Genomic DNA, 17,350 nt, shown 5'->3' on the forward strand with positions numbered 1-17,350 from the left:
ATCAGTTGCCTCCCGGGGCTGGCAGTAGTGGCGGCATATCGCCTGTGTCGTAGGCGCTTTTAACTTGCGGCAGCATCCAGCGGCCTACGGTCCCGCCGTCGGGCAAGACGATGTGCGCCAGGAACTCTTCTTCAAACTCGGTAATGCCCGACTCGACCGCTTCGAGCTTCGCCTTGATGACCAGGGCGAGCGCGCGCCACCGCTGGCGGCACGCCTGCTCCCATGCTTTGGCGGCCTGGGCTGGCGCTCGGTCCCGACCTGTTTCGGTTTGCGTGAACTCCCGGCTATTGCGGTCGGGCATTGTCAGGTCAAAGCGGATACGACGACCGTTCATTTGGAACGCCATCACAGCGGTACCGCCATCCCACCCGTACATGAAACCGCTGGCACCGTAGCGGGAGACGGTTTGCTCTATCTCGGCGCGGCTGCGCTCGCTCGAGACGCTGGTGTTTTCTGCGTAGCGGCTCATGCCACCTCCTTCTTGTTGCCGCGGCTGGCGAGAAACCGCTCGGCCAGCGCCTGTATGCGGGTCTTGTCTGAATGGCGGTTCGCGAGCTGGCGCCCGGGGTCGACGATCGCGCTGGACTGCGACGCCTTGACGCCCAACACCTCGACCATCGGCGGGTCTGAGCCCTCGTCGGTGTTCAGGTAGATCGCCGTTACCTGCTCTTGCTGGCCTTCACGGTCCAGGCGCCCGATGATTTGCTCGTGCACTTTCGGCGACCAGTCGAGCTCGCCGAAGATGACGGTCGAGCAACGGTGCTGCAGGCCATCCAGACCGGCGCCGCTGCGTAGCGACATGATGAAGAGGTTGGTTTCGCCCTGGACAAGTCGGCGCACGGATTCGCGCTTCTGCTTGTCGGTCTCGCTGCCGGTGTACATGGCCGGGGCGTACTCGGCGAGCTCGTCCAGCCAGATGTCGTAGACGTCCCGGTGCCAGCCCATGAGCAGTACAGGCATGTCGGCCTCGAGCAGTATGCGGGCATAGCGCGCGACGTTCTTGGCCTTGGCCACGCCGGTGGCGTGCCTTACTAGCAAGTCGAGCTCGCGCCCGGCGCGCCCGCGCTCCATGAATGTGCCGGTGGTAGTCTTGAGGGCGAGCTGGCGCGCAAGGTCATCGATCGAGGCGAGCGCCTCGTCGTTGCTTTCGATGCGCTCGACGATGGTATTGATCGGCGGCATCTGCTGGCCCACGTCTCGCTTGGTGCGGCGGAGCATGATGTTTTGCTCTCGCAGGTAGGAACCCAATGCCTCGGGGTCGTTGACCTGCCGGTGATCCTTGAGCCACTCGCGCTGGAAGTCGCCCCAGTTGCCCAGCACGGCATCATCCAGGAACTGCATCACGTTCCATATCTCGGCGCCGTAGTTGTAGATCGGCGTGGCCGACAAGCCGAGCTTGAACTGCGCCGCATCGGCGAGCTTCTTGGCCGCCTCGCCCTTGCCGCTCTCTTCGCCGCGGCGCAGCTCCTGAATCTCGTCGAACGCCACCGCTTTAAAGAACCCATCGTCGAAGGTGTCGATCCAGCCGAGCAGCTGGCTATACCGGAAAAGGTACACATCCGCCAAGGGCAGGTCATAGGGCTTGGTGCCCTTGATCTTGTGCGTCGTCAGCGTGGTGAACGTCTCGATCTTCTCGCGCCACTGGTCCTGCAGGTGCGTTTGCATGACCACGGCGGCGGGCAAGGTGGCCGGGTCCAGCAGCATAGCGGCAGTGGTATAGGTCTTGCCCAGGCCAACGTCGTCGCCCAGAAGCAGCGAGCCGCGCGACAAGCACAAATCGACCGCCTGCCCCTGGTAGGGCCGCACTACTTGACCCTCACGCAGGCCGGTGCGTGCGCTCGGCTGGTAATCCGGTCGTAGTATGGCCTCCATTTCCGCTTGGTTATGCTCAAACTGAACGCGCCCATCCTCAAGCGATAATTGATCGTCATGCGACATGGACATTGGGTAGCGCTGCAAAAACCAAGCGAGGTCAGCGCAGTGCAGCTTGTCGCATGGAAACTGAAATGTGCCGGTCTGTGCCTTAGGCACACGCGGAAAAAGCTGCTTGAGCCTAATGGCTACATGAGGCGGGATGTTCGACAGATGCCAAGCCCCGTTGCTTAGAGTCAGAGAGCCATAAGTTTTCATAGCCACCCCGCGCCGAGCGATGCCACGCAAGCAGGCTTACCGTTGATCTCCGAAGGCAGCTGCATGGCGGTACCCGTCATCAATACCAGTGCGTGAACTTGGTCATGCTGTGCATATCGCTCTAGCTGTCGATAGATCCGCTTACGCTGTGCGCGCGTTTTAAGCTCAATGACAATGCTGCTCTGGTTCGACTGGACTAGAAAGTCTGGAATATCGCTTCCGCTTAGGCGATGCTCTCGAGAGAAATTCCATCCAGCGTCAGAGAGCGCTTGTTCCAGATCTGCCTGGGCCTGTTTTTCAGTGGCGCTATCTATGCGCACGCCCTGGAGAAATTCAGCAATGGCTTCAAGGTCGGCAAGTAGCTCTTTAGACATGCTGGCTTCCTCCAACCAATTTGCTGGCTTGCGCAATATGGTTTAGCGGGCGCATAAGCGCGGCGTTGTTGGCTTCGACAATCCGATGCTGGCGCGCAAGGCCTTCGCGGTATTCGGCGGCTTTGGCTCGGGCCAGTTCTTCGCGGCTGACCTGACCGATTAGCGCATGGCCGCGATCACCGCGGTGGTACCGGCGCGAGAGGCAACCGGCAGAGATTCCATAGCGGCGGCCTAGCTCGCTCAGACTGACGCTTTCGCCGTTGGCGGGGTCGTTAACGTAGATAGCACTCATGCGGGCATGGCCTCCAGTTCCTGGCGGTGCAGCTCAGCCACGCTGACCACGTTCATGCCCACGCGGTGGGCAACGTGAAGCTCTAGATGAGCGCCTTTCGACGCTTCCCAGCCCGGCAGCAGGGCGATGGTGTCGCAGGTGAGCATCTGCCGTAGATCTTGGCGCAGGTACTCTTCCCAGCTGAGGTCTTCGGTTTCGCTTTGCTTTTCAGCCGGGTTCACTACCTCATACCCCAGGGCGCGAAGCTGAGCCGCTGCGCAGTGAAACGCGCCGAAGTTGAGTCCTGGCAGCCCCGTCATGGGGCCGCTGATGTAGATGCGTTTCATTGCTGCACCCCGCCTTTATCCGCTGCTGGCTGGCGCTCAGTCTCGCCACCGAGCCATTCAAGAAGCCGCTCGACGTTCTGACGCAGGCTGCCCGCCATCAAGACGAAGTCTGTTTCAAAGCGAGCTAGGGCATCGTCGCCATCGTCGGCGTGATCGGCTTCTTCAATCAGTGCATCACCGAAGCGCAACGACTTTAGCGCTAGGTCGTCATGCAAGATGAAAGAGAACTGGCCTTCGATGCTGAGCGCGAGCTGTGACGCTTGTCGGCCACTTTCGAGCAGTTGCTGCATTTCGTCGCTGTCGAGATCCACCTGACGTGCCCGCACCACGCCATCGTCGCCTTTGGCTTTCAGCGAGACGTTGTCGCCCAGCTGCAGGTCGGCAGGGCGTGAGGCTGCGTCACCTAGCCATGTGGTCATGGCGCGGATGGGTAGCGTCTGGCTGGTCAGCGGCGTGGCTTTCAGGCTGCCCAGCGTTTCGCGTAGCAGGTCCAGCACATCTTCAGCGCGTGAGCGGCTGCTGGTGTTCACGCCGATCAGGTTGCGCTCAGTGTCCCACCAGAGGTCTATTTTCTGGCTACGCACGAAAGCGCGGGGCATTAACTCTTCGGTGACCTGTTCCTTGAGCGCGGTTTTCTCTTTGCGTGTGACCTTGCGCCCTTCGCTGGCTTCGATCTCGGCTACCTTGTCGGCCACTTCCTCAGCCACGACCGAGGTAGGCAATAGGCGCTCTTGGCGTAGGGCGCTGATGAGCATGTGGCCTTGGAGCGGGTGTAGCATTTGACCGCCGCCCAGCCGACCCGCTGGGGGCGTCCATCCAATCCGGCGGGCGTCGGCATTGCCCAGTGGCTTTGCTGAGTGCTGGGCCAGCAGCGTGTCGATTTCGCCCAGGCTGCGAGCCTGAACGTCGTGCAGGCGGTAGATGTGTAGGTTTTTGAACCACATGTTAGGCGTCCTTTTGCTTGTTCTGATCAGCGCGTCTCGCTGGCGCTGGCTGTTTGAAAATTCGGTCGAAGGCGGCTTGGTCGATCACGGCATGTACTCCTGCCAGACGGTTTGCATAACGGGCTTCTTGCGCTTCATGACCTGCACTTTCTTTGGGTACTTGATATGCAGGTCGCGCGCCCTGCCTGACTTCTTCGCCATTTGAATGAACTGCTCGGCGTACTGCGGGGCATCGAACGCGGCGCTGAGTGGCACCTGCCGGGCGCCGTCCATGATTTTTTCGAAGCGCTCCTGCACCCGCTCTTCGTACTCGTCCACCGACTCCCGTGGCTTGGGGGGGGGTAGAGGAGCGGGCCAGCTGCCAAGCTTTGCATTCGGTCATGCCGTAGACGCGGAAGGTGCTCATGGTCATCACCTCAGAACTGAACAATCTGTTGAACGGGTACGGTGCTGGGCATCGCGTACTGTGCTGGCGCGTAGTCATCGAGCGCGGGCAGGGCGGGGCGCATGCCCGGGCACTGCTCCTCAACGTTGATCGTGTCGTCCCAGTCACGGTGGCCGACGCGGTTCTCGAGCGGCACGCCGCGGGCCTGCTCGGCAGCAAATACGGCCACGCCCTCGCAGTACGCCAGCACGTCGCGCTGCGCGTCTTCGGCTTCGCCCTCGGCCAGCATGCCCATGGCGGTGACGACGGCGGCTAGGCCGATGGCCCACTTGGTATTGGTGCGTTGCGTGCTCATGCGGCTTGCTCCTGGGTAGCGGTGGTCGGGTGTGGCATTAGGTTGATGCGGCCCTCTACATGCGCGCCCCACAGCACGTCTCGCAGGCTGTTACGGGCGGCTTGCTGCGTGGGTAGCGGGGTCGCCATGGCGACGAGCACGCGAACGCCACGCTTTCCGACGAAGGCGGGCAGGAAACCGCCTTTTACCGGTACCGCTTCAATCACGGTGGTGTGGAGCGTGTAGCCGTCTTGCATGGCTAGCAGTTGCCAATGCTTCACGATGAAACGGCAGGGGGTGTGTAGGTCGCTCATTGGGCACCGCCTTGCACGCGGGCATCGTTGACGACTGACATCACGGCGCGGATCTCGCTCACGTTGATGGGGTATCCGCTCTTTTCGGCGAAGGCGACGCATCCCGCTAAGCTATCCATCACTGTCTTGAGCCAGATGGTGTCGTCGTTGGTTAGGCTGCACGACTGTTCGAATTCCAGCGTGTCGCGGGCCTTATCGAGCAGGGCGGCGTAGTGATTCAGCGCGACCGGTTCAATCTGAATGCCTTTGGTGCTGGCTGCTTCGGCCTCTTCACGCATAGCGCGCGCGGTGCCCTTGATGCGCAGTAGCGCTTGTTGGGTACCAAAGTTCATGCGTACACACTCCCTACGTCACGGCGGGCCACTGTGCGGCTGGCGCTGACCTGCTGGCGGGTGCGGGTGGGCTGGCGGTGGCGCATTGCATCGGCGTCGCTGTTGATGCCGCTGACCATGAGCGCCAGCAGTAGCGGGGCGATCCAGCCGCGCTTCATCGCCTCGGCAACTGCACCAGCTGCACGGTGGGCGTTCAGGTAGTAGAGGATGGCGGCAGAGGTCGCGCTGATCGTGCGAGGCGAGCAGCCGCGCAGCTTGGCAATCTCTTTGTGGGTCATGCCCGCCGCGATGCAGGCGATGACTTGCGCTTGTACGCGGCTAGGCCATTCACTGTTACGGGGGCCAAATCGGCACTTGAAGCCTTGACATTCAAACTCTGTTGGTTCGATGGTGGATTGCATGGTGTTTACCCTCGCTTGAATTCCTTAAAGAGATTAAAGCAATCTTTAAAGAATGAAGCAAGCAAGCTTTATTGATTTTTTAGCCATGCTTTAATTTTGGGCACGAAAAAGCCCGCTCGATGGCGGGCCGTTATCGGAATTACGATATTGAGAATTAGCGCTGGCGCATCCGCATATCAGCGATCACTACGCCGATGATCTGGCAGTTGCCGTTGATTTCAATGTAAGGATTTGTCCATGCCGGATTGAGAGCTTTTAGCATTCGAGGGCTTCCGGGCTCTTCGATCAAGCGCTTAAAGGTGGCTTCGTTGCTCTCAGTCATCACGGCCACCACGTCATCGTTGGGAAGTGGCACCTGTTCAGGGTCGACAAATATCAGTCGTCCTGGTGGGTAGTCCGGCGCCATGCTCTCGCCCACTACGCGCAGCACAAACGTTTGCTCACTGGCTCCTGGTGGCCGCGGGTACCAGTTTGTTGTTTCTGGATCGGTGTTAATGTCACACACCTCTGCCCATTGCCCAGCCTGCACCCAGCTTATCTCAGGGCAATAACCCTTAAAGCTTGGCCCCGTGCCTACATTGGGCTCGGTCTGAAGCATCTGGCCCTTACCTGTCGTAAGCCATTCAAATCGACATCCGGTTGCCTCCGCGATTTTAAGCATATTTTCAGCCCTGGGCGCTTTGGTGTCTTGGCTAAGCCATTGGCCAACAGCAGCCGCACTCACTCCGCACGCCCTGGCCAGCGCAGATTTAGTAAGCCCTTTGTTCCGCATCGCAGCGGCAATTCTCTCGGATTGGTTCATAAAGCTAGCTTACTTGTCGCCTGTGCAAGCATGCTTGTTGACACTTTAAAAGCATGCTTTAATTCTTGGGATGCACAACAGGAGACCCAGGCATGCAAACTCGCAAAGCCATCGAGCACTTTGGTAGCACTCGCAAGCTTGCTGAGGCGCTAGGCATTACACCCCAGGCAATCAACCAGTGGGGCAACGTTGTGCCGATGCTTCGTCAATACGAGCTAGAGCGTGTAACGAAAGGAAAGCTCAAAGCTGACATTGCAAAGCATAGCGCCAGCGCCACGCCCGCCGCATCGGCACCGCAGCCGTGAATTTTCATACAGGTATTTGTGAGGTGTTCTCATGCTGATGCTATTTCGCCGAATGGCGGCGGTGATTCGCCTTTCCCGCGCCGGGCGTGGCCAGGACCTGGATAAGGTAATCGACCGAATGGAGCGAGGATGCCATTTGGAGGGTGCGTTGGGCGAAATGCTGCTGATCCTGATGCCCAAGCGAAAGAACGGCTGGGTTGAGCAGTGTTTGCGGGGTGGTGATAAGCAGCTTTCCGATGATGAGCTTCATCGCCTTGGCCGTGACTGGGCGCACCGCCTGTTGCGTCATATCAAGGCGACGCGCCGTGACAGCAGCGGGGGTGAGTAATGCTACCTCCCGTTATTCACCGCCGTGATCAGGTCTTCAATATCGCTCCGAAGGCTGGCGCCCAAGTCGCCGTCCATCAGGCTTTCGAGTTCTGCCAGCGCCTCAAACCTCGGGTCAATGTCCGGGTTTCGGTTGGTGTTAATGGCCGTCTCGATCCGCTCGATTCGTCCAAGCATTTCCGCCTGCATGATCAGCAGGGCTTTCAGCATTTTTTGTGTGTCGTTTTCAGCCACGTCGTTTTCCTTCTATGGGTGGGTGGTGTCGCAACTACCACTTTAGCGGGCGGCGGCGTGGCTTTCTATTTGAGGGGTGGCGTATGAGCGATGAACGCGCCTTCCGTGGTGTCTGGATCCCTGCCGAGATCTGGTTGAACCGTGAGCTGTCACTGCAAGAGAAGGTGATGCTGATCGAGATCGACAGCCTGCAGCACCCGCAGAAAGGCTGTTTCAAGTCGAACAAGAAGCTGGCTGAGTTCTTTGGCCTGTCGCCTAACCGTGTGTCTGAGGTGATCAGCTCGCTCAAGAAAAAGGGCTGGGTAACGGTTAAGCAGGTGCGCGAAGGCAAGCAAATTGTTGAGCGCCGCATCTTCATGAAGCGCCCGCTTGAGACGGCTGGCGCAGGTACTCGGAAAACCGAACAGGGGTATTCGGAAAACCATGAGAACCCTAATCGGAATCCCGAAGAGGGGTATTCGGAAAACGGTGAGAACCCTACTCGAAATGTCGAAGAGGGGTATTCGGAAAACCGTGAAGAGAGGGGTTCAGGTTTAGGGGTTCAGTTAGAGGGGTCCAGTAAGAGTTCTTTCGCACCGGGGGCAAGCCCCGCTGCGTCTGAGGGGGAATACTTGGGCGCTGACGAACCGGAAACGCCGAAGGCCGAGCCTGCTGAATCCGCTGACGATCTGCTGAAACGCATCCCGGTTGATATGCCCGGCACCCGCGACCCGAACGCCAAGACGTTTAAGGCCTGGGCGAACTATGCCTGTGCTTACCGTGCGCGCTATCGCACTTGGCCCGTGTGGAACCAGAAAACGGCGGGGCAGATGTCGCAACTGGTCGACCGTGTAGGGGCCACGCTCGCGCCCAAGGTGGCGGCGTTCTACCTGCAAATGAATCACCAGTTCTACCACAGCAAGCTGCATTCCGTGTCGCTGTTGCTCGCTGACTGCGAAGCGATTGCCACGCAATGCACCACTGGCGTTCAGGTCACCCAGGCCCAGGCGCGTCAGGTCGATAGCACTCAATCCAACCTCAGCAACTTCGAGCAGGCGAAAGCCATGCTGCGTGAACGCCGTGCTCAACAGGAGGGTTCCTCATGTCACTAACCGACGCACAGCACGAGGAAGTGCTGAAACTCGTTTACGCCACGGCGGAAGTGCTGGGGCAGGAAATGCGGGCCTCTGCGGGGGTGTTGATTGCGGAAGACCTGAGCGTGTATCCGTTTGGCGAGATCCGCAGCGCGTTGGCCCGCTGCCGTGCCGAGCTACACGGCAAGCTGACGCTCGCCGCCATCGTTGAGCGCATCCCGAGCGCGAACGCTCATTTGAGCGGTAACGAAGCGTGGGCGCTGGCGCTGCACAGCACCGACGAGCAAGAGACCGTGGTGTGGACGCCTGAGATTGCGCGGGCCTTTGCTGCCGCCAAGCCGGTGCTCGATGGACGCGACAAGGTGGGTGCCAGAATGGCGTTCCTCGCTGCCTACGAGCGAGAGCTGGCCACCGCCAAGGCAGAGGCTCGCTCGCCTGAGTGGACCGTATCGCTCGGCCATGACCCACAGCGCCGGGAAATCGTGCTGGGGGATGCCGTGCGTGCCGGGAAGCTACCCGCACCCAAAGTGGCCCACCTGCTGCCCCCGCCTGATAAGCCGGTCACTGAGGAAGGGCAGCGCCAGCGTAAGCGCGTGGTGAGCCACCTGCGTGACCTGATCAACCAGCCCGGAAGCCGCAAGGCCGAAGAGCGCCGCGAAGCCCGCGAGCGGGAAGAAGCCCGCCGCCGTGAATTGTTAGAGCAAGCTGGCGCGCCGCTGGCTGCGATGGGAGGACGTTAACCATGAATACCGCATTTCAACCCAGCGGCAATGAAGTGAAGCATGCCGCGTTTCAAGAGCACCGCCGTTCCGGCCGCATGAAGAGCTCGCAAGGCGCGGTAATAGCGGCGCTGGTTAGCGGTGGCCTAGCGATGACGCGTAATGAATTGGCGACCGCTACCGGCCTGCCGCTGTCGAGCATTTGCGGCCGCTGCCGTGAGCTGCTGGATCTGGGCAACATCGAAGTGGCCGGCATGACAGCCGACAAGCCCGCCCGCCAAAAGCTGCAGCTGACTGAAAAGGGCCGCGAGCTGGCGTTAGCCGCGGCTGCGGGGGTGGCGTCGTGAGCATCCTAAAACCCATCGATCACCAAAACATCGTCCTGCGTCTGCTGGCGCGCTCTGCTTCCTGTGATGCACAGCACCTGGCAGCACTGGCGCATGCCCACAAGCTACCCGTATCGCTGCACCAGGTGCGTGTGGCGTGTGACGACCTATGCGAGCAGCAGTTTGTTTCCCGCACGATCACGGGTTACCGCCTCACCACGAATGGTGAGTGCGAGCTGCCCGCCGTGCCGTTGCTGGAGAGCTATTACGTGGCCGGAGGTGCGACCCATGCCGCTGAGTAACGTAGAACGCCAGGTGCTGGCGTTGATCACTGACGAGCACCGCCAAACCCGCCGTGGGGCTAAGACCGCCATCGTGCATGTGGGCATGAATGCCGCCAACAGCCAGCAAAAGGCCCGGATCGTTGACGTGCTACTGGCCCTCAAGAAGCGCGGCTTGGTGGTGTTTGGTGATGAGGCGTGGCTGCCGACTACTGAGGGAGAAGGGGCGTTGTGGTCGTCAGCGTCTAAGGCAGTCGAGATTGCATCGGAAGAGCGTCAGGAGGCTAAGCCTGTATGCGTTAAGTGCAAAGGCAAGCTTTGCGAAATGGAGGCAGAGCAGTACGGCGACATCTGCAACGACTGCTTTAAAGACATGGAAGCAGCGCCAATCGCTGTTGAGCCAATCGGCCAGCCTGCGCCCTTGTTGCCGCTTCCTTTTGATGTAGCGCATCTCTTGACCAGCGAGCGCGCACCTGACGACCTCTTGAACCGCTGCGCGGCCATGAACGCCACGTTGATGGCGCAGGCAAAGCAGGCCTATGAGCAAGGCGAGCCCGACGCGTGGCGGGATCTGCATTGGTTGATGGAAACCGCGCAGCAGTTGGTGGCGCTAGGGGGTGAATCATGATGGATGGCCTGACATGGTTCCTGCTCGGCGTTCTCTCGGGAGTCCTGCTGACGTTGGGCTGCGCAGTGCTGGCCTTTTGCCGCAGCGTAGAGGGGCTGAACGATCAGGGAGAGAAAAACGATGGATAACGCCCAAAAGGGAGGCCAGCAGGCCCGCCGCGCGGCGATGCTGTGCCAGAACCCGCGCTTCTGGCTGTATCTGGATCACCGCTGGCGCGCTAAGCATCAACTAACGCCCGATCAGTACCCAAACGGCACGCACCAGTTGGCTGGCGCTACACGGTGGCTACGCAAGGCCTGTGGTATCCAGAGCCGTGCAGAGCTGGACCATAACCCAGAGGCGGCCGCCATGCTCGAGAAGGTGCTGGCTGCCTATAGCAAATGGGAACGCGGCCAACGGAGGGCGGGGCAGTGACCGAGAACGCTCACCCGATAGAAGACCACGCCAAGGCGCTGGCAGACGATAACCGCTTTTGTGAATGGCTGGATACTATCGATGCGCTGGATAGCGGGTGGCCTCACAGCCATTACACAGCCCGCCGCTGGATCGAGGATCAGTGCGAAGTGGAAAGCCTGGGGCGCTTAGCCACTGACCCAGTAGCGGCAGCCTCGCTTGATCAAATCGCCCGTCGGTTTGCCGTGTGGGATAAAAACCAGGAGCTCGACCTATGACCGTTCGCGGATTACCCGCCTGCAAGCGCCGCCAACGAAAGCCAAAGGCAGACGGCACACCCCGAAAGCGCCCCGTTGATTGGGAGGGGAGCGAGCAGGCGGTGCTGATCCGCTGGCTGCTGGGCGAGAAGATGCGCGGTCAACCGGTCGGGGAGCTGTACGACGCCATCTATCACGTACCGAATGGGGGCGTTCGCAGTTTCAAGACGGCGGCCGCGATGAAGCGCCAGGGCGTTAAGTCGGGCGTGTCCGATCTACCGGTGCGACAAGCGCGTGGTGGCTGGCACGGCCTGTATTTGGAGTTCAAGGCCACCCCGCCCCGCGATGCCGATCTGAGCGATAGCCAATTCGCGTGGCTGGAAGGTAGCGAATATGAGGGCTATTGCGCTGTGCTGGCGCGGGGTATCGATGAGGCCAAGGCGGTGCTGAGGGAATATGCGAGCTGGCCACGCACGCAGGTGGTGGGCGAGCGCCAGACGATGAGTAGCGGTACCGAGTGGAGAAAGGGCTAATGACACGGCTTAAGGGGAGAGTGATGCAATTTGATGAGTGGAAACGGGTTGCCAACCCTTGGCGTGTGGTTGAGGCGGCTCAGCGAGACGAGCGGGCGCGGGATGCTGCTGTGGCACGCATTATCGATACGATGCTGGAACTGCAGTTAGATTGCAGGCATGAGCAAACCGGCTACCAACCCTTTAGCCCCACGGCAAACATGGGCGAACTGCCTGGGGGCGGTGGTCGTAGCGATCAGGCGATGCTGGCGGCGATGCGTTATCACCCTGAAAGCCAGTGGCACACGGCGTGCGCTTTCCTGCTTGATCAACTGCCGCGCCGCCAAGCCGCCGCGATGCTGTTACAGGCTGCCCGGGTACGTCCGGAGAAAATGGGCGCCAGCCAGTGGATGGTAACCGCTCGGCAAATGGTGGAGCGCCAGGGAGAGTTGCTGCGCTGCCTGGGGCTGCATGAGGGGGTGCGGCATTTTGAGAGCGTCAATGCTATGCAGCATGCGGCGCGTCGGGCACGTAATCAATTATGGGAGTGGCTTTCACACGGAAAAATTTTATAGGATAACTATAAAGCAGCCTTGCTGGTTTTAATTCCAGCAAGGTGGTTAGCTTAACTCAATGGTCATCACGGTTTCTGGAATTATCTTCAGTAGACATGCTGTCAAGGAGTTTCGTGAGTTGCTCCGAAATTAATTTTAAATTCTCTTGTTGTGTGTGACCTACGGCACCACCATGAGGATTCCTGACAATTTCGTGCATGGCATCTTGCATGCCTTGAGTCAGCGATTTTGCGGACTCTATTTTTGCTAATGTGGCTCTTGCCCCTATAACTTGTGGGTTGGAGTCAAGAATACTCACGGTGGAGGAGATGATTTGTTTTTGCCATCCTTCGATAGCTGCATCAACCTTATTAAGAGTAGCTTTGGCTTGCTCGGCATCGCTCCTGGCTGTCGAAGAGAACCAAATTGCTAAACCAATACTAATCAGAGATACGATAAAGCTAGTAATTGGAATTACCCAGTCTTTAATAAAGTCTATGATACTCACGTCTACGATACACCCAGATGAAAAAAAATTGACTAAAAAGAAGCCTTATATCAAATAGTAGGTAGCCTAAACAATAGGTTTGCAAAAGTGGCGTGTTTGGTGCATTCTTATCTCTAGGCTGCGCAAGCTACGCGCTTAAGCCACCCCACATTGAAGCCCTGCCGGTCACCCGGCGGGGCTTTTGCGTTTCTAGCGGCTGTGGACCACTGGCTGGTTGCTGGGCTCATATCCCGGAGAAAGCGGGTTCGATTCCCGCCGCCGCTACCATTTCATGCGTTGCCACCTGGCTTCGCTTTGCCCCTTCGTGCGGGGCATTTTCTTCCTGAGGTCATCATGTCTGCTCACTCGCCTGCCCATTGGTATGATGAGGCGGAACTGCTGCGCGTGGAGCCAGCACCGCCCAAAGATACGCGCGCGGGCAACGTGGCCGCGTTCCTCGACATGCTGGCCTATGCCGAGGGCACGCCGCGCTTCGGTGATGATGACGGATACGACGTGATTGTGGGCGGGAAGACGTTCGACAGTTACGACGATCACCCACGCGTTATGGTCTGGCTGCCTACGTACGAGATCCACTCCAGCGCGGCGGGGCGTTACCAGTTCCTCTCTCGCACCTGGGACGATCTGGCAGACCGCTTCGAATTGCCCGACTTCACGCCCGCCAGCCAAGACCTGGGCGCGGTGCATCTTATCCGTCAATGCAAGGCGCTATCCCTTATTCACGATGGCCGCATTCGTGAGGCCATTCACGCTTGCCGCCGTATCTGGGCGAGCCTGCCGGGCGCTGGCTACGGTCAGCGCGAATTAGCCACCGATGAGCTGCTGCGGGTTTATGAGGCTGTCGGCGGCATTTCCATCGACTAACTGACGAGGCCCGCCCGAGAGGTGCGCCATGAATTCAAGACGAAAAGAGAAACGCACCATGCCAAATCGCGACCCGAATAACTGGCAGTGGCTGCTCGAGTACATGCCGATCGCGCTGGTGTCTGTTGTGACGTTTGCCATGGCATTTGTGCGCGGCGTTCACGAGGGCGGTGGCTTCAAGCGCTCATTGTTAGGGGCGGTGATGTGTGCACTGCTGGCAACGCCGCTGTTCCCAGTATTTCTGTGGATCGCTGAGTCACAAGGATGGCCGCCTATCATCGCACTGCCGCCTTGTGTGTTTCTGGCGTTCCTGGGTACCGACTGGATTCGGGAGAAGGCCGACGGTCTGTATGAGGTACTGCTGGCGTTTGTGACGAAGTGGCTCAAATGATTGCCTCGCTCAAGAGTCGGGCGATGGGGTGGGCACTGGGTGGCTTGGCCTTGGTGAGCGTCTACCTCTACTGGCAGCACGTCACCACCCAGCGGGACGCCTATCAGGCCGAAGCCGAGCGCCAGCAGGCGCGGGCCGAGATCCTCATAGAGCACCAGCAGTGGCAGCGCCAGCAGATTGAAACGCTCAACGCTGCTATGGCAGAGCGCGACCGTACGTTAACCACCATTGCCGACGACATGCGCGCCAGCATTCAGGCGCTCCAACAGTTAGGAGAGACCGATGCCGAAGCGCTTGAATGGCTGGATAGCGATCTGCCTACTGGCATTACTGACTGGATGCGCGAGCTCCAGCAGCCCACCGCCGGTGATGGCGTGCGACTGCCCAACACTACCCAACCACCTAACGAATGAGCTACCCGCGCCAGCGCTGATCCTCAACAGCAACCGAGGCCTGCTGCTGCTACTGGCGGAGTATGAGGCGCTACGCCGCCGGTTCAATGCGGACCGGGCGGCGGTGGTGGAGATTATGGCTGGCGGGGGTGACGAGAAGTAGCGCACCAAGCAGGTGCAAAAAACGGCGGGTCCTCCTGGGCAGGCGCATGCAGAGTACGGGGGAACATAGCCGCAGAATTCGGCTATTTATGAGAATTTTCTAAGGCGAGGTTGTTGTTTAGATGTCAGCCAGCAGACAGCCATCGCCCGAGCCCTACTGGCTGAACAAAAGCCAGATGGCGGCAAGCCTAGGGATTAGCGTTCAAGCCTTTGATAAATGGGGTATTAAGCCTGTAGCGAAGATAGGCAGAAGCGTCTATTTCGATTGCCGCTCAGTACTGGATTCGAAGCTGGCGGAAGTGGAAGCGAAACAACAATCATCGCAACCTGATGACGGGATTGATTTTGATCCGCTGCTTGATCACAAGCGCGAGCAGGAAGAATACCTGCTGACCAAAGAGCGCCGCATTGGCCAGCAGCAGAAGAACGAATTGGCCGCGCGCAAAGTAGTGCCAAGCGAGTTCGCTATCTTCACGCTTTCAAAGGTCGCGGCAGAGATCGCTGCCATTCTCGACACCTTGCCGCTGACCATGAAGCGCAAGCACCCAGACCTAGAGACTCGACACCTAGACACCCTGATGCGGGAGCTAGCACGTGCCCGCAACCAAGCCAGCGGGCTCGATAATTTGTTGCCGGAGCTGCTGGATGACTACTGCGATAGTTTCGACACAACAGCTTAAAGAGTGGCGGCGCTCGGTACGGCAGGGACTGTTGGCGCTTTATCGGCCTGAGCCACTGACGGGGGTGGAGTGGGCAGACCAAAATTTCTATCTATCGTCTGAATCCAGCTATCACGAAGGGCGCTGGACCACGCTGCCGTTTCAGATCGGCATCCTCAATGCGATGGGTAACGACGAGATCCGCACAGTTAACGTGGTGAAATCGGCGCGCCTTGGCTACACCAAAATGCTGCTTGCCGCCGCCGGTTACCTCCTCGAGCACAAAAAGCGCAATATCCTGACGTTCAGCCCGACGGATACTGACGCTGAATCGTTCATGAAAACGCACCTAGAAACGATGGTGCGAGACGTGCCGGTGGTGCTAGACCTAGCGCCTTGGCATGGCATGAAACACCGGGACAACACCCTCAGCGCTAAGCGCTTTGCGAACGGCAAGCAAGTGTTCGTCCACGGTGGTAAAGCCGCTCGTAACTACCGTGAAAAGTCGGTAGACGTGGTGATTTATGACGAGCTAGCCGCCTTTGATGAAGACATCGAGAAAGAGGGTTCGCCCACCACGCTGGGGGATAAGCGCCTGGAAGGCTCCACCTTTCCGAAGTCGATTCGTGGCTCCACGCCTAAGGTGCGTGGCCAGTGCCAAATCGAAGCCGCTGCGGATGAGTCACCGCACAAGCTCAACTTTCATGTGCCGTGCCCGCACTGCGGGGAGGAACAAATACTCAAGTGGGGCGGGCAGGATGCAGGCTTTGGCATAAAGTGGGATGAAGGCAAGCCGGAAACCGCGTTCTACCTCTGCGAGCATAATGGCTGCATGATCAAGCAGCATGAGCTGCAGGACGAAAGCCGAGAGCACAGCATTAAAGATGGCGTTTGGGTCTGCTCTGAAACAGGGATATGGACCCGAGACGGTATCGACTGGTTTAGCGCATTACATGAGCCAATCCCAACGCCGGACAGCATCACGTTCTACCTCTGGACAGTGCTAAGCCCCTTTACCACCTGGGAGCGCATTGTGCGCGACTTCCTCAAGGCCAAAGGGTCACCCTCCAAGCTAAAAACGTTCGTCAACACCACGCTAGGCGAAACCTGGGAAGACGAGCTAGGCGAAAAGCTGGAATGGGAAGCCATCTATGGCAGGCGGGAAGTTTACCCCCAAGTGCCCGACAGAGTGGTGGCGCTCACCGGAGGCATTGATACCCAAGATGACCGCTACGAAGGGCGCGTGTGGGGCTGGGGCAAGGACGAAGAGTGCTGGCTGATAGACCGATGGATTATCTACGGCGACCCCGCAGGCCCCGAGCTCAAACGTAAAGTCGCCCACAAGCTGCACCAGGGCTACCAGCGCACCGATGGCAACTGGATGCCCGTGATGCGCTGGTGCTGGGACTCAGGCGGCCACTACACCGATGAAGTGTACGCCATGAGCAAGCAGCAGGGGCCGTACTGGGTGATTCCTATCAAGGGCGCTAATAAGTACGGCAAGCCGATTGCCAACATGCCGCGGAAGAAAACCGCAAAGGGCGTTTTCCTCACTGAGGTGGGCACCGACAACGCCAAAGAAACCATCTACAACCGCTTGAAGCTGCAGCCCCAACCCGGCATGGCCGTGCCTGGCTGCGTTCACCTGCCGTCTAACGATCTCATCTGTGATGAAGACGAGATCAAGCAGCTAACGGCGGAAATCAAAGTGGCCAAAATCGAAAAGGGCCGACGCGTTTACCGCTGGGAGGCAGGCGGCCGCCGTAACGAAGCGCTCGACTGCTTCGTGTACGCCCTTGCCGCGCTACGCATTTGCCAGCAGCGCTTTGGCCTAGACCTCAACGACCCCGCCACGCTGGCGCCGCGACCTAAGCGCAAGCGTTCCCGCGTGGCCACTAAGAGCAGCTTATGACGACGGAAACCTATACCGAGCGCCTCACCAAGGTTCGCACGGCTATCGACAAGATCCTGAGCGGCTCGCAGTCATGGCGCTTTGGTGATCGGCAATACACCCGGGCAGATCTGCCCACGCTGTACAAGATGGAAGAGCGCTTCGAGCGGCTAGCCGCCAAAGAGAGAGGCGCTACCGCCTCAGGTGGTCGTAACCGCATTCGCTACATTGGGTTTTAAT

At 59.2% G+C, this 17,350-nt stretch carries 32 protein-coding genes and 1 tRNA gene; 19 read left to right on the forward strand and 14 right to left on the reverse strand.

The genetic code is table 11. From position 1 onward, the window contains the following. Position 1 precedes the first annotated feature (1 nt). The 12 genes from MHM85_RS07065 to MHM85_RS07120 all read right to left on the reverse strand — a co-directional run bounded on the left by MHM85_RS07065 (position 2) and on the right by MHM85_RS07120 (position 6,634). On the reverse strand, positions 2–469 hold the full coding sequence (locus MHM85_RS07065; protein ID WP_239285308.1) for a hypothetical protein: 468 nt from the start codon (positions 467–469) through the stop codon (positions 2–4). After that, the gene (locus MHM85_RS07070; protein WP_239377693.1) at positions 466–2,031 is read right to left on the reverse strand and encodes a DEAD/DEAH box helicase; all 1,566 of its coding nucleotides are present in this window, start codon (positions 2,029–2,031) and stop codon (positions 466–468) included. The genes MHM85_RS07065 and MHM85_RS07070 overlap by 4 nt, the downstream gene beginning before the upstream one ends. Positions 2,032–2,126: 95 nt before the next feature. Further along, positions 2,127–2,504: a hypothetical protein gene (locus MHM85_RS07075; RefSeq protein ID WP_239285304.1), complete on the reverse strand. Its 378-nt coding sequence runs from the start codon at positions 2,502–2,504 to the stop codon at positions 2,127–2,129. After that, positions 2,497–2,796, reverse strand: a complete 300-nt coding sequence (locus MHM85_RS07080) for a helix-turn-helix domain-containing protein (protein ID WP_239285302.1) — start codon at positions 2,794–2,796, stop codon at positions 2,497–2,499. The genes MHM85_RS07075 and MHM85_RS07080 overlap by 8 nt, the downstream gene beginning before the upstream one ends. Next, positions 2,793–3,122: a DUF4406 domain-containing protein gene (locus MHM85_RS07085; protein WP_239285300.1), complete on the reverse strand. Its 330-nt coding sequence runs from the start codon at positions 3,120–3,122 to the stop codon at positions 2,793–2,795. Before MHM85_RS07085 ends, MHM85_RS07080 begins: the two co-directional genes overlap by 4 nt. Beyond that, a complete protein-coding gene (locus MHM85_RS07090) occupies positions 3,119–4,066 on the reverse strand; it encodes a recombination-associated protein RdgC (protein WP_239285298.1) in 948 nt (315 codons plus the stop codon). The genes MHM85_RS07085 and MHM85_RS07090 overlap by 4 nt, the downstream gene beginning before the upstream one ends. Positions 4,067–4,150: 84 nt before the next feature. Continuing rightward, positions 4,151–4,384, reverse strand: a complete 234-nt coding sequence (locus tag MHM85_RS07095) for a hypothetical protein (RefSeq protein WP_239285296.1) — start codon at positions 4,382–4,384, stop codon at positions 4,151–4,153. Positions 4,385–4,482: 98 nt separating this feature from the next. After that, positions 4,483–4,806 carry a hypothetical protein gene (locus MHM85_RS07100; protein ID WP_239285294.1) on the reverse strand — a complete coding sequence of 108 codons (324 nt, stop codon included), beginning with the start codon at positions 4,804–4,806 and terminating at the stop codon, positions 4,483–4,485. Continuing rightward, entirely contained in the window at positions 4,803–5,099 is a 297-nt protein-coding gene (locus MHM85_RS07105; RefSeq protein WP_239285292.1) for a hypothetical protein, read from the reverse strand. The genes MHM85_RS07100 and MHM85_RS07105 overlap by 4 nt, the downstream gene beginning before the upstream one ends. Next, a complete protein-coding gene (locus MHM85_RS07110) occupies positions 5,096–5,431 on the reverse strand; it encodes a hypothetical protein (RefSeq protein ID WP_239285290.1) in 336 nt (111 codons plus the stop codon). Before MHM85_RS07110 ends, MHM85_RS07105 begins: the two co-directional genes overlap by 4 nt. Further along, on the reverse strand, positions 5,428–5,832 hold the full coding sequence (locus MHM85_RS07115; RefSeq protein ID WP_239285288.1) for a LuxR C-terminal-related transcriptional regulator: 405 nt from the start codon (positions 5,830–5,832) through the stop codon (positions 5,428–5,430). Before MHM85_RS07115 ends, MHM85_RS07110 begins: the two co-directional genes overlap by 4 nt. A gap of 154 nt (positions 5,833–5,986) precedes the next feature. Beyond that, positions 5,987–6,634 (reverse strand): XRE family transcriptional regulator, encoded by a 648-nt coding sequence (locus tag MHM85_RS07120; protein ID WP_239285286.1) that lies wholly within the window; start codon positions 6,632–6,634, stop codon positions 5,987–5,989. Positions 6,635–6,726: 92 nt separating this feature from the next. Between MHM85_RS07120 and MHM85_RS07125 the strand changes: the two genes are divergently transcribed. Then, complete coding sequence (locus MHM85_RS07125; RefSeq protein WP_239285284.1) at positions 6,727–6,939, forward strand: Cro/CI family transcriptional regulator; 213 nt, start codon at positions 6,727–6,729, stop codon at positions 6,937–6,939. 31 nt (positions 6,940–6,970) lie between these two features. After that, positions 6,971–7,267 (forward strand): hypothetical protein, encoded by a 297-nt coding sequence (locus MHM85_RS07130; protein WP_239285282.1) that lies wholly within the window; start codon positions 6,971–6,973, stop codon positions 7,265–7,267. A gap of 2 nt (positions 7,268–7,269) precedes the next feature. Here MHM85_RS07130 and MHM85_RS07135 read toward each other — a convergent pair whose 3' ends face one another. Further along, positions 7,270–7,500, reverse strand: coding sequence for a hypothetical protein (locus MHM85_RS07135; protein WP_239285280.1), 231 nt, complete (start codon positions 7,498–7,500; stop codon positions 7,270–7,272). A gap of 83 nt (positions 7,501–7,583) precedes the next feature. Between MHM85_RS07135 and MHM85_RS07140 the strand changes: the two genes are divergently transcribed. From MHM85_RS07140 to MHM85_RS07180, 10 genes are read left to right on the forward strand one after another with little or no spacing between them, the layout of a single operon-like run. Then, positions 7,584–8,591 carry a helix-turn-helix domain-containing protein gene (locus MHM85_RS07140; protein WP_239285278.1) on the forward strand — a complete coding sequence of 336 codons (1,008 nt, stop codon included), beginning with the start codon at positions 7,584–7,586 and terminating at the stop codon, positions 8,589–8,591. Then, positions 8,582–9,313: a hypothetical protein gene (locus MHM85_RS07145; RefSeq protein WP_239285276.1), complete on the forward strand. Its 732-nt coding sequence runs from the start codon at positions 8,582–8,584 to the stop codon at positions 9,311–9,313. Before MHM85_RS07140 ends, MHM85_RS07145 begins: the two co-directional genes overlap by 10 nt. 2 nt (positions 9,314–9,315) lie before the next feature. After that, a complete protein-coding gene (locus MHM85_RS07150) occupies positions 9,316–9,639 on the forward strand; it encodes a hypothetical protein (RefSeq protein WP_239285274.1) in 324 nt (107 codons plus the stop codon). Beyond that, on the forward strand, positions 9,636–9,920 hold the full coding sequence (locus MHM85_RS07155; RefSeq protein WP_239285272.1) for a hypothetical protein: 285 nt from the start codon (positions 9,636–9,638) through the stop codon (positions 9,918–9,920). Before MHM85_RS07150 ends, MHM85_RS07155 begins: the two co-directional genes overlap by 4 nt. Then, a complete protein-coding gene (locus tag MHM85_RS07160) occupies positions 9,907–10,527 on the forward strand; it encodes a hypothetical protein (RefSeq protein ID WP_239285270.1) in 621 nt (206 codons plus the stop codon). The genes MHM85_RS07155 and MHM85_RS07160 overlap by 14 nt, the downstream gene beginning before the upstream one ends. Further along, a complete protein-coding gene (locus MHM85_RS18385) occupies positions 10,524–10,655 on the forward strand; it encodes a hypothetical protein (RefSeq protein ID WP_275443333.1) in 132 nt (43 codons plus the stop codon). Before MHM85_RS07160 ends, MHM85_RS18385 begins: the two co-directional genes overlap by 4 nt. Next, positions 10,648–10,941, forward strand: coding sequence for a hypothetical protein (locus tag MHM85_RS07165; protein ID WP_239285268.1), 294 nt, complete (start codon positions 10,648–10,650; stop codon positions 10,939–10,941). The genes MHM85_RS18385 and MHM85_RS07165 overlap by 8 nt, the downstream gene beginning before the upstream one ends. Beyond that, positions 10,938–11,198, forward strand: a complete 261-nt coding sequence (locus MHM85_RS07170; protein WP_239285266.1) for a hypothetical protein — start codon at positions 10,938–10,940, stop codon at positions 11,196–11,198. Before MHM85_RS07165 ends, MHM85_RS07170 begins: the two co-directional genes overlap by 4 nt. Continuing rightward, positions 11,195–11,710 (forward strand): VRR-NUC domain-containing protein, encoded by a 516-nt coding sequence (locus MHM85_RS07175; RefSeq protein ID WP_239285264.1) that lies wholly within the window; start codon positions 11,195–11,197, stop codon positions 11,708–11,710. Before MHM85_RS07170 ends, MHM85_RS07175 begins: the two co-directional genes overlap by 4 nt. Before the next feature lie 23 nt (positions 11,711–11,733). Further along, positions 11,734–12,264, forward strand: a complete 531-nt coding sequence (locus tag MHM85_RS07180) for a hypothetical protein (protein ID WP_239285262.1) — start codon at positions 11,734–11,736, stop codon at positions 12,262–12,264. Positions 12,265–12,319: 55 nt separating this feature from the next. Here the strand turns inward: MHM85_RS07180 and MHM85_RS07185 are convergent, their stop codons facing one another. Then, positions 12,320–12,751 (reverse strand): hypothetical protein, encoded by a 432-nt coding sequence (locus MHM85_RS07185; protein WP_239285260.1) that lies wholly within the window; start codon positions 12,749–12,751, stop codon positions 12,320–12,322. Between the two features lie 191 nt (positions 12,752–12,942). On the opposite strand from MHM85_RS07185, the gene MHM85_RS07190 reads away from it, so the two are divergent. The 7 genes from MHM85_RS07190 to MHM85_RS07220 all read left to right on the forward strand — a co-directional run bounded on the left by MHM85_RS07190 (position 12,943) and on the right by MHM85_RS07220 (position 17,349). After that, a tRNA-Met gene (locus tag MHM85_RS07190) sits at positions 12,943–13,018 on the forward strand. A 66-nt stretch (positions 13,019–13,084) separates the two neighbouring features. After that, on the forward strand, positions 13,085–13,615 hold the full coding sequence (locus MHM85_RS07195) for a glycoside hydrolase family 104 protein (RefSeq protein ID WP_239285258.1): 531 nt from the start codon (positions 13,085–13,087) through the stop codon (positions 13,613–13,615). Positions 13,616–13,673: 58 nt separating this feature from the next. Beyond that, on the forward strand, positions 13,674–14,006 hold the full coding sequence (locus MHM85_RS07200) for a phage holin family protein (RefSeq protein ID WP_239377695.1): 333 nt from the start codon (positions 13,674–13,676) through the stop codon (positions 14,004–14,006). Next, on the forward strand, positions 14,003–14,419 hold the full coding sequence (locus MHM85_RS07205) for a hypothetical protein (protein WP_239285254.1): 417 nt from the start codon (positions 14,003–14,005) through the stop codon (positions 14,417–14,419). The genes MHM85_RS07200 and MHM85_RS07205 overlap by 4 nt, the downstream gene beginning before the upstream one ends. Positions 14,420–14,682: 263 nt before the next feature. After that, on the forward strand, positions 14,683–15,240 hold the full coding sequence (locus MHM85_RS07210; RefSeq protein ID WP_239285252.1) for a terminase small subunit: 558 nt from the start codon (positions 14,683–14,685) through the stop codon (positions 15,238–15,240). After that, positions 15,206–17,131, forward strand: a complete 1,926-nt coding sequence (locus tag MHM85_RS07215) for a terminase gpA endonuclease subunit (protein WP_343218328.1) — start codon at positions 15,206–15,208, stop codon at positions 17,129–17,131. The genes MHM85_RS07210 and MHM85_RS07215 overlap by 35 nt, the downstream gene beginning before the upstream one ends. Next, a complete protein-coding gene (locus MHM85_RS07220; RefSeq protein WP_239285250.1) occupies positions 17,128–17,349 on the forward strand; it encodes a hypothetical protein in 222 nt (73 codons plus the stop codon). The genes MHM85_RS07215 and MHM85_RS07220 overlap by 4 nt, the downstream gene beginning before the upstream one ends. Position 17,350: the final 1 nt, after the last annotated feature.

The sequence above is a fragment of the Halomonas sp. McD50-4 genome (genome assembly GCF_022348135.1).
Classification (GTDB): Bacteria; Pseudomonadota; Gammaproteobacteria; order Pseudomonadales; family Halomonadaceae; genus Vreelandella; species Vreelandella piezotolerans.

Bases quoted from the DNA above. Each gene is read 5' to 3' on its own strand.
- MHM85_RS07065 (WP_239285308.1), bottom strand. From the start codon at position 469: ATGAGCCGCTACGCAGAAAACACCAGCGTCTCGAGCGAGCGCAGCCGC.
- MHM85_RS07075 (WP_239285304.1), bottom strand. From the start codon at position 2,504: ATGTCTAAAGAGCTACTTGCCGACCTTGAAGCCATTGCTGAATTTCTC.
- MHM85_RS07080 (WP_239285302.1), bottom strand. From the start codon at position 2,796: ATGAGTGCTATCTACGTTAACGACCCCGCCAACGGCGAAAGCGTCAGT.
- MHM85_RS07085 (WP_239285300.1), bottom strand. From the start codon at position 3,122: ATGAAACGCATCTACATCAGCGGCCCCATGACGGGGCTGCCAGGACTC.
- MHM85_RS07090 (WP_239285298.1), bottom strand. From the start codon at position 4,066: ATGTGGTTCAAAAACCTACACATCTACCGCCTGCACGACGTTCAGGCT.
- MHM85_RS07100 (WP_239285294.1), bottom strand. From the start codon at position 4,806: ATGAGCACGCAACGCACCAATACCAAGTGGGCCATCGGCCTAGCCGCC.
- MHM85_RS07105 (WP_239285292.1), bottom strand. From the start codon at position 5,099: ATGAGCGACCTACACACCCCCTGCCGTTTCATCGTGAAGCATTGGCAA.
- MHM85_RS07110 (WP_239285290.1), bottom strand. From the start codon at position 5,431: ATGAACTTTGGTACCCAACAAGCGCTACTGCGCATCAAGGGCACCGCG.
- MHM85_RS07115 (WP_239285288.1), bottom strand. From the start codon at position 5,832: ATGCAATCCACCATCGAACCAACAGAGTTTGAATGTCAAGGCTTCAAG.
- MHM85_RS07120 (WP_239285286.1), bottom strand. From the start codon at position 6,634: ATGAACCAATCCGAGAGAATTGCCGCTGCGATGCGGAACAAAGGGCTT.
- MHM85_RS07125 (WP_239285284.1), top strand. From the start codon at position 6,727: ATGCAAACTCGCAAAGCCATCGAGCACTTTGGTAGCACTCGCAAGCTT.
- MHM85_RS07130 (WP_239285282.1), top strand. From the start codon at position 6,971: ATGCTGATGCTATTTCGCCGAATGGCGGCGGTGATTCGCCTTTCCCGC.
- MHM85_RS07140 (WP_239285278.1), top strand. From the start codon at position 7,584: ATGAGCGATGAACGCGCCTTCCGTGGTGTCTGGATCCCTGCCGAGATC.
- MHM85_RS07145 (WP_239285276.1), top strand. From the start codon at position 8,582: ATGTCACTAACCGACGCACAGCACGAGGAAGTGCTGAAACTCGTTTAC.
- MHM85_RS07150 (WP_239285274.1), top strand. From the start codon at position 9,316: ATGAATACCGCATTTCAACCCAGCGGCAATGAAGTGAAGCATGCCGCG.
- MHM85_RS07160 (WP_239285270.1), top strand. From the start codon at position 9,907: ATGCCGCTGAGTAACGTAGAACGCCAGGTGCTGGCGTTGATCACTGAC.
- MHM85_RS18385 (WP_275443333.1), top strand. From the start codon at position 10,524: ATGATGGATGGCCTGACATGGTTCCTGCTCGGCGTTCTCTCGGGAGTC.
- MHM85_RS07165 (WP_239285268.1), top strand. From the start codon at position 10,648: ATGGATAACGCCCAAAAGGGAGGCCAGCAGGCCCGCCGCGCGGCGATG.
- MHM85_RS07175 (WP_239285264.1), top strand. From the start codon at position 11,195: ATGACCGTTCGCGGATTACCCGCCTGCAAGCGCCGCCAACGAAAGCCA.
- MHM85_RS07180 (WP_239285262.1), top strand. From the start codon at position 11,734: ATGCAATTTGATGAGTGGAAACGGGTTGCCAACCCTTGGCGTGTGGTT.
- MHM85_RS07195 (WP_239285258.1), top strand. From the start codon at position 13,085: ATGTCTGCTCACTCGCCTGCCCATTGGTATGATGAGGCGGAACTGCTG.
- MHM85_RS07200 (WP_239377695.1), top strand. From the start codon at position 13,674: ATGCCAAATCGCGACCCGAATAACTGGCAGTGGCTGCTCGAGTACATG.
- MHM85_RS07205 (WP_239285254.1), top strand. From the start codon at position 14,003: ATGATTGCCTCGCTCAAGAGTCGGGCGATGGGGTGGGCACTGGGTGGC.
- MHM85_RS07210 (WP_239285252.1), top strand. From the start codon at position 14,683: ATGTCAGCCAGCAGACAGCCATCGCCCGAGCCCTACTGGCTGAACAAA.
- MHM85_RS07215 (WP_343218328.1), top strand. From the start codon at position 15,206: ATGACTACTGCGATAGTTTCGACACAACAGCTTAAAGAGTGGCGGCGC.
- MHM85_RS07220 (WP_239285250.1), top strand. From the start codon at position 17,128: ATGACGACGGAAACCTATACCGAGCGCCTCACCAAGGTTCGCACGGCT.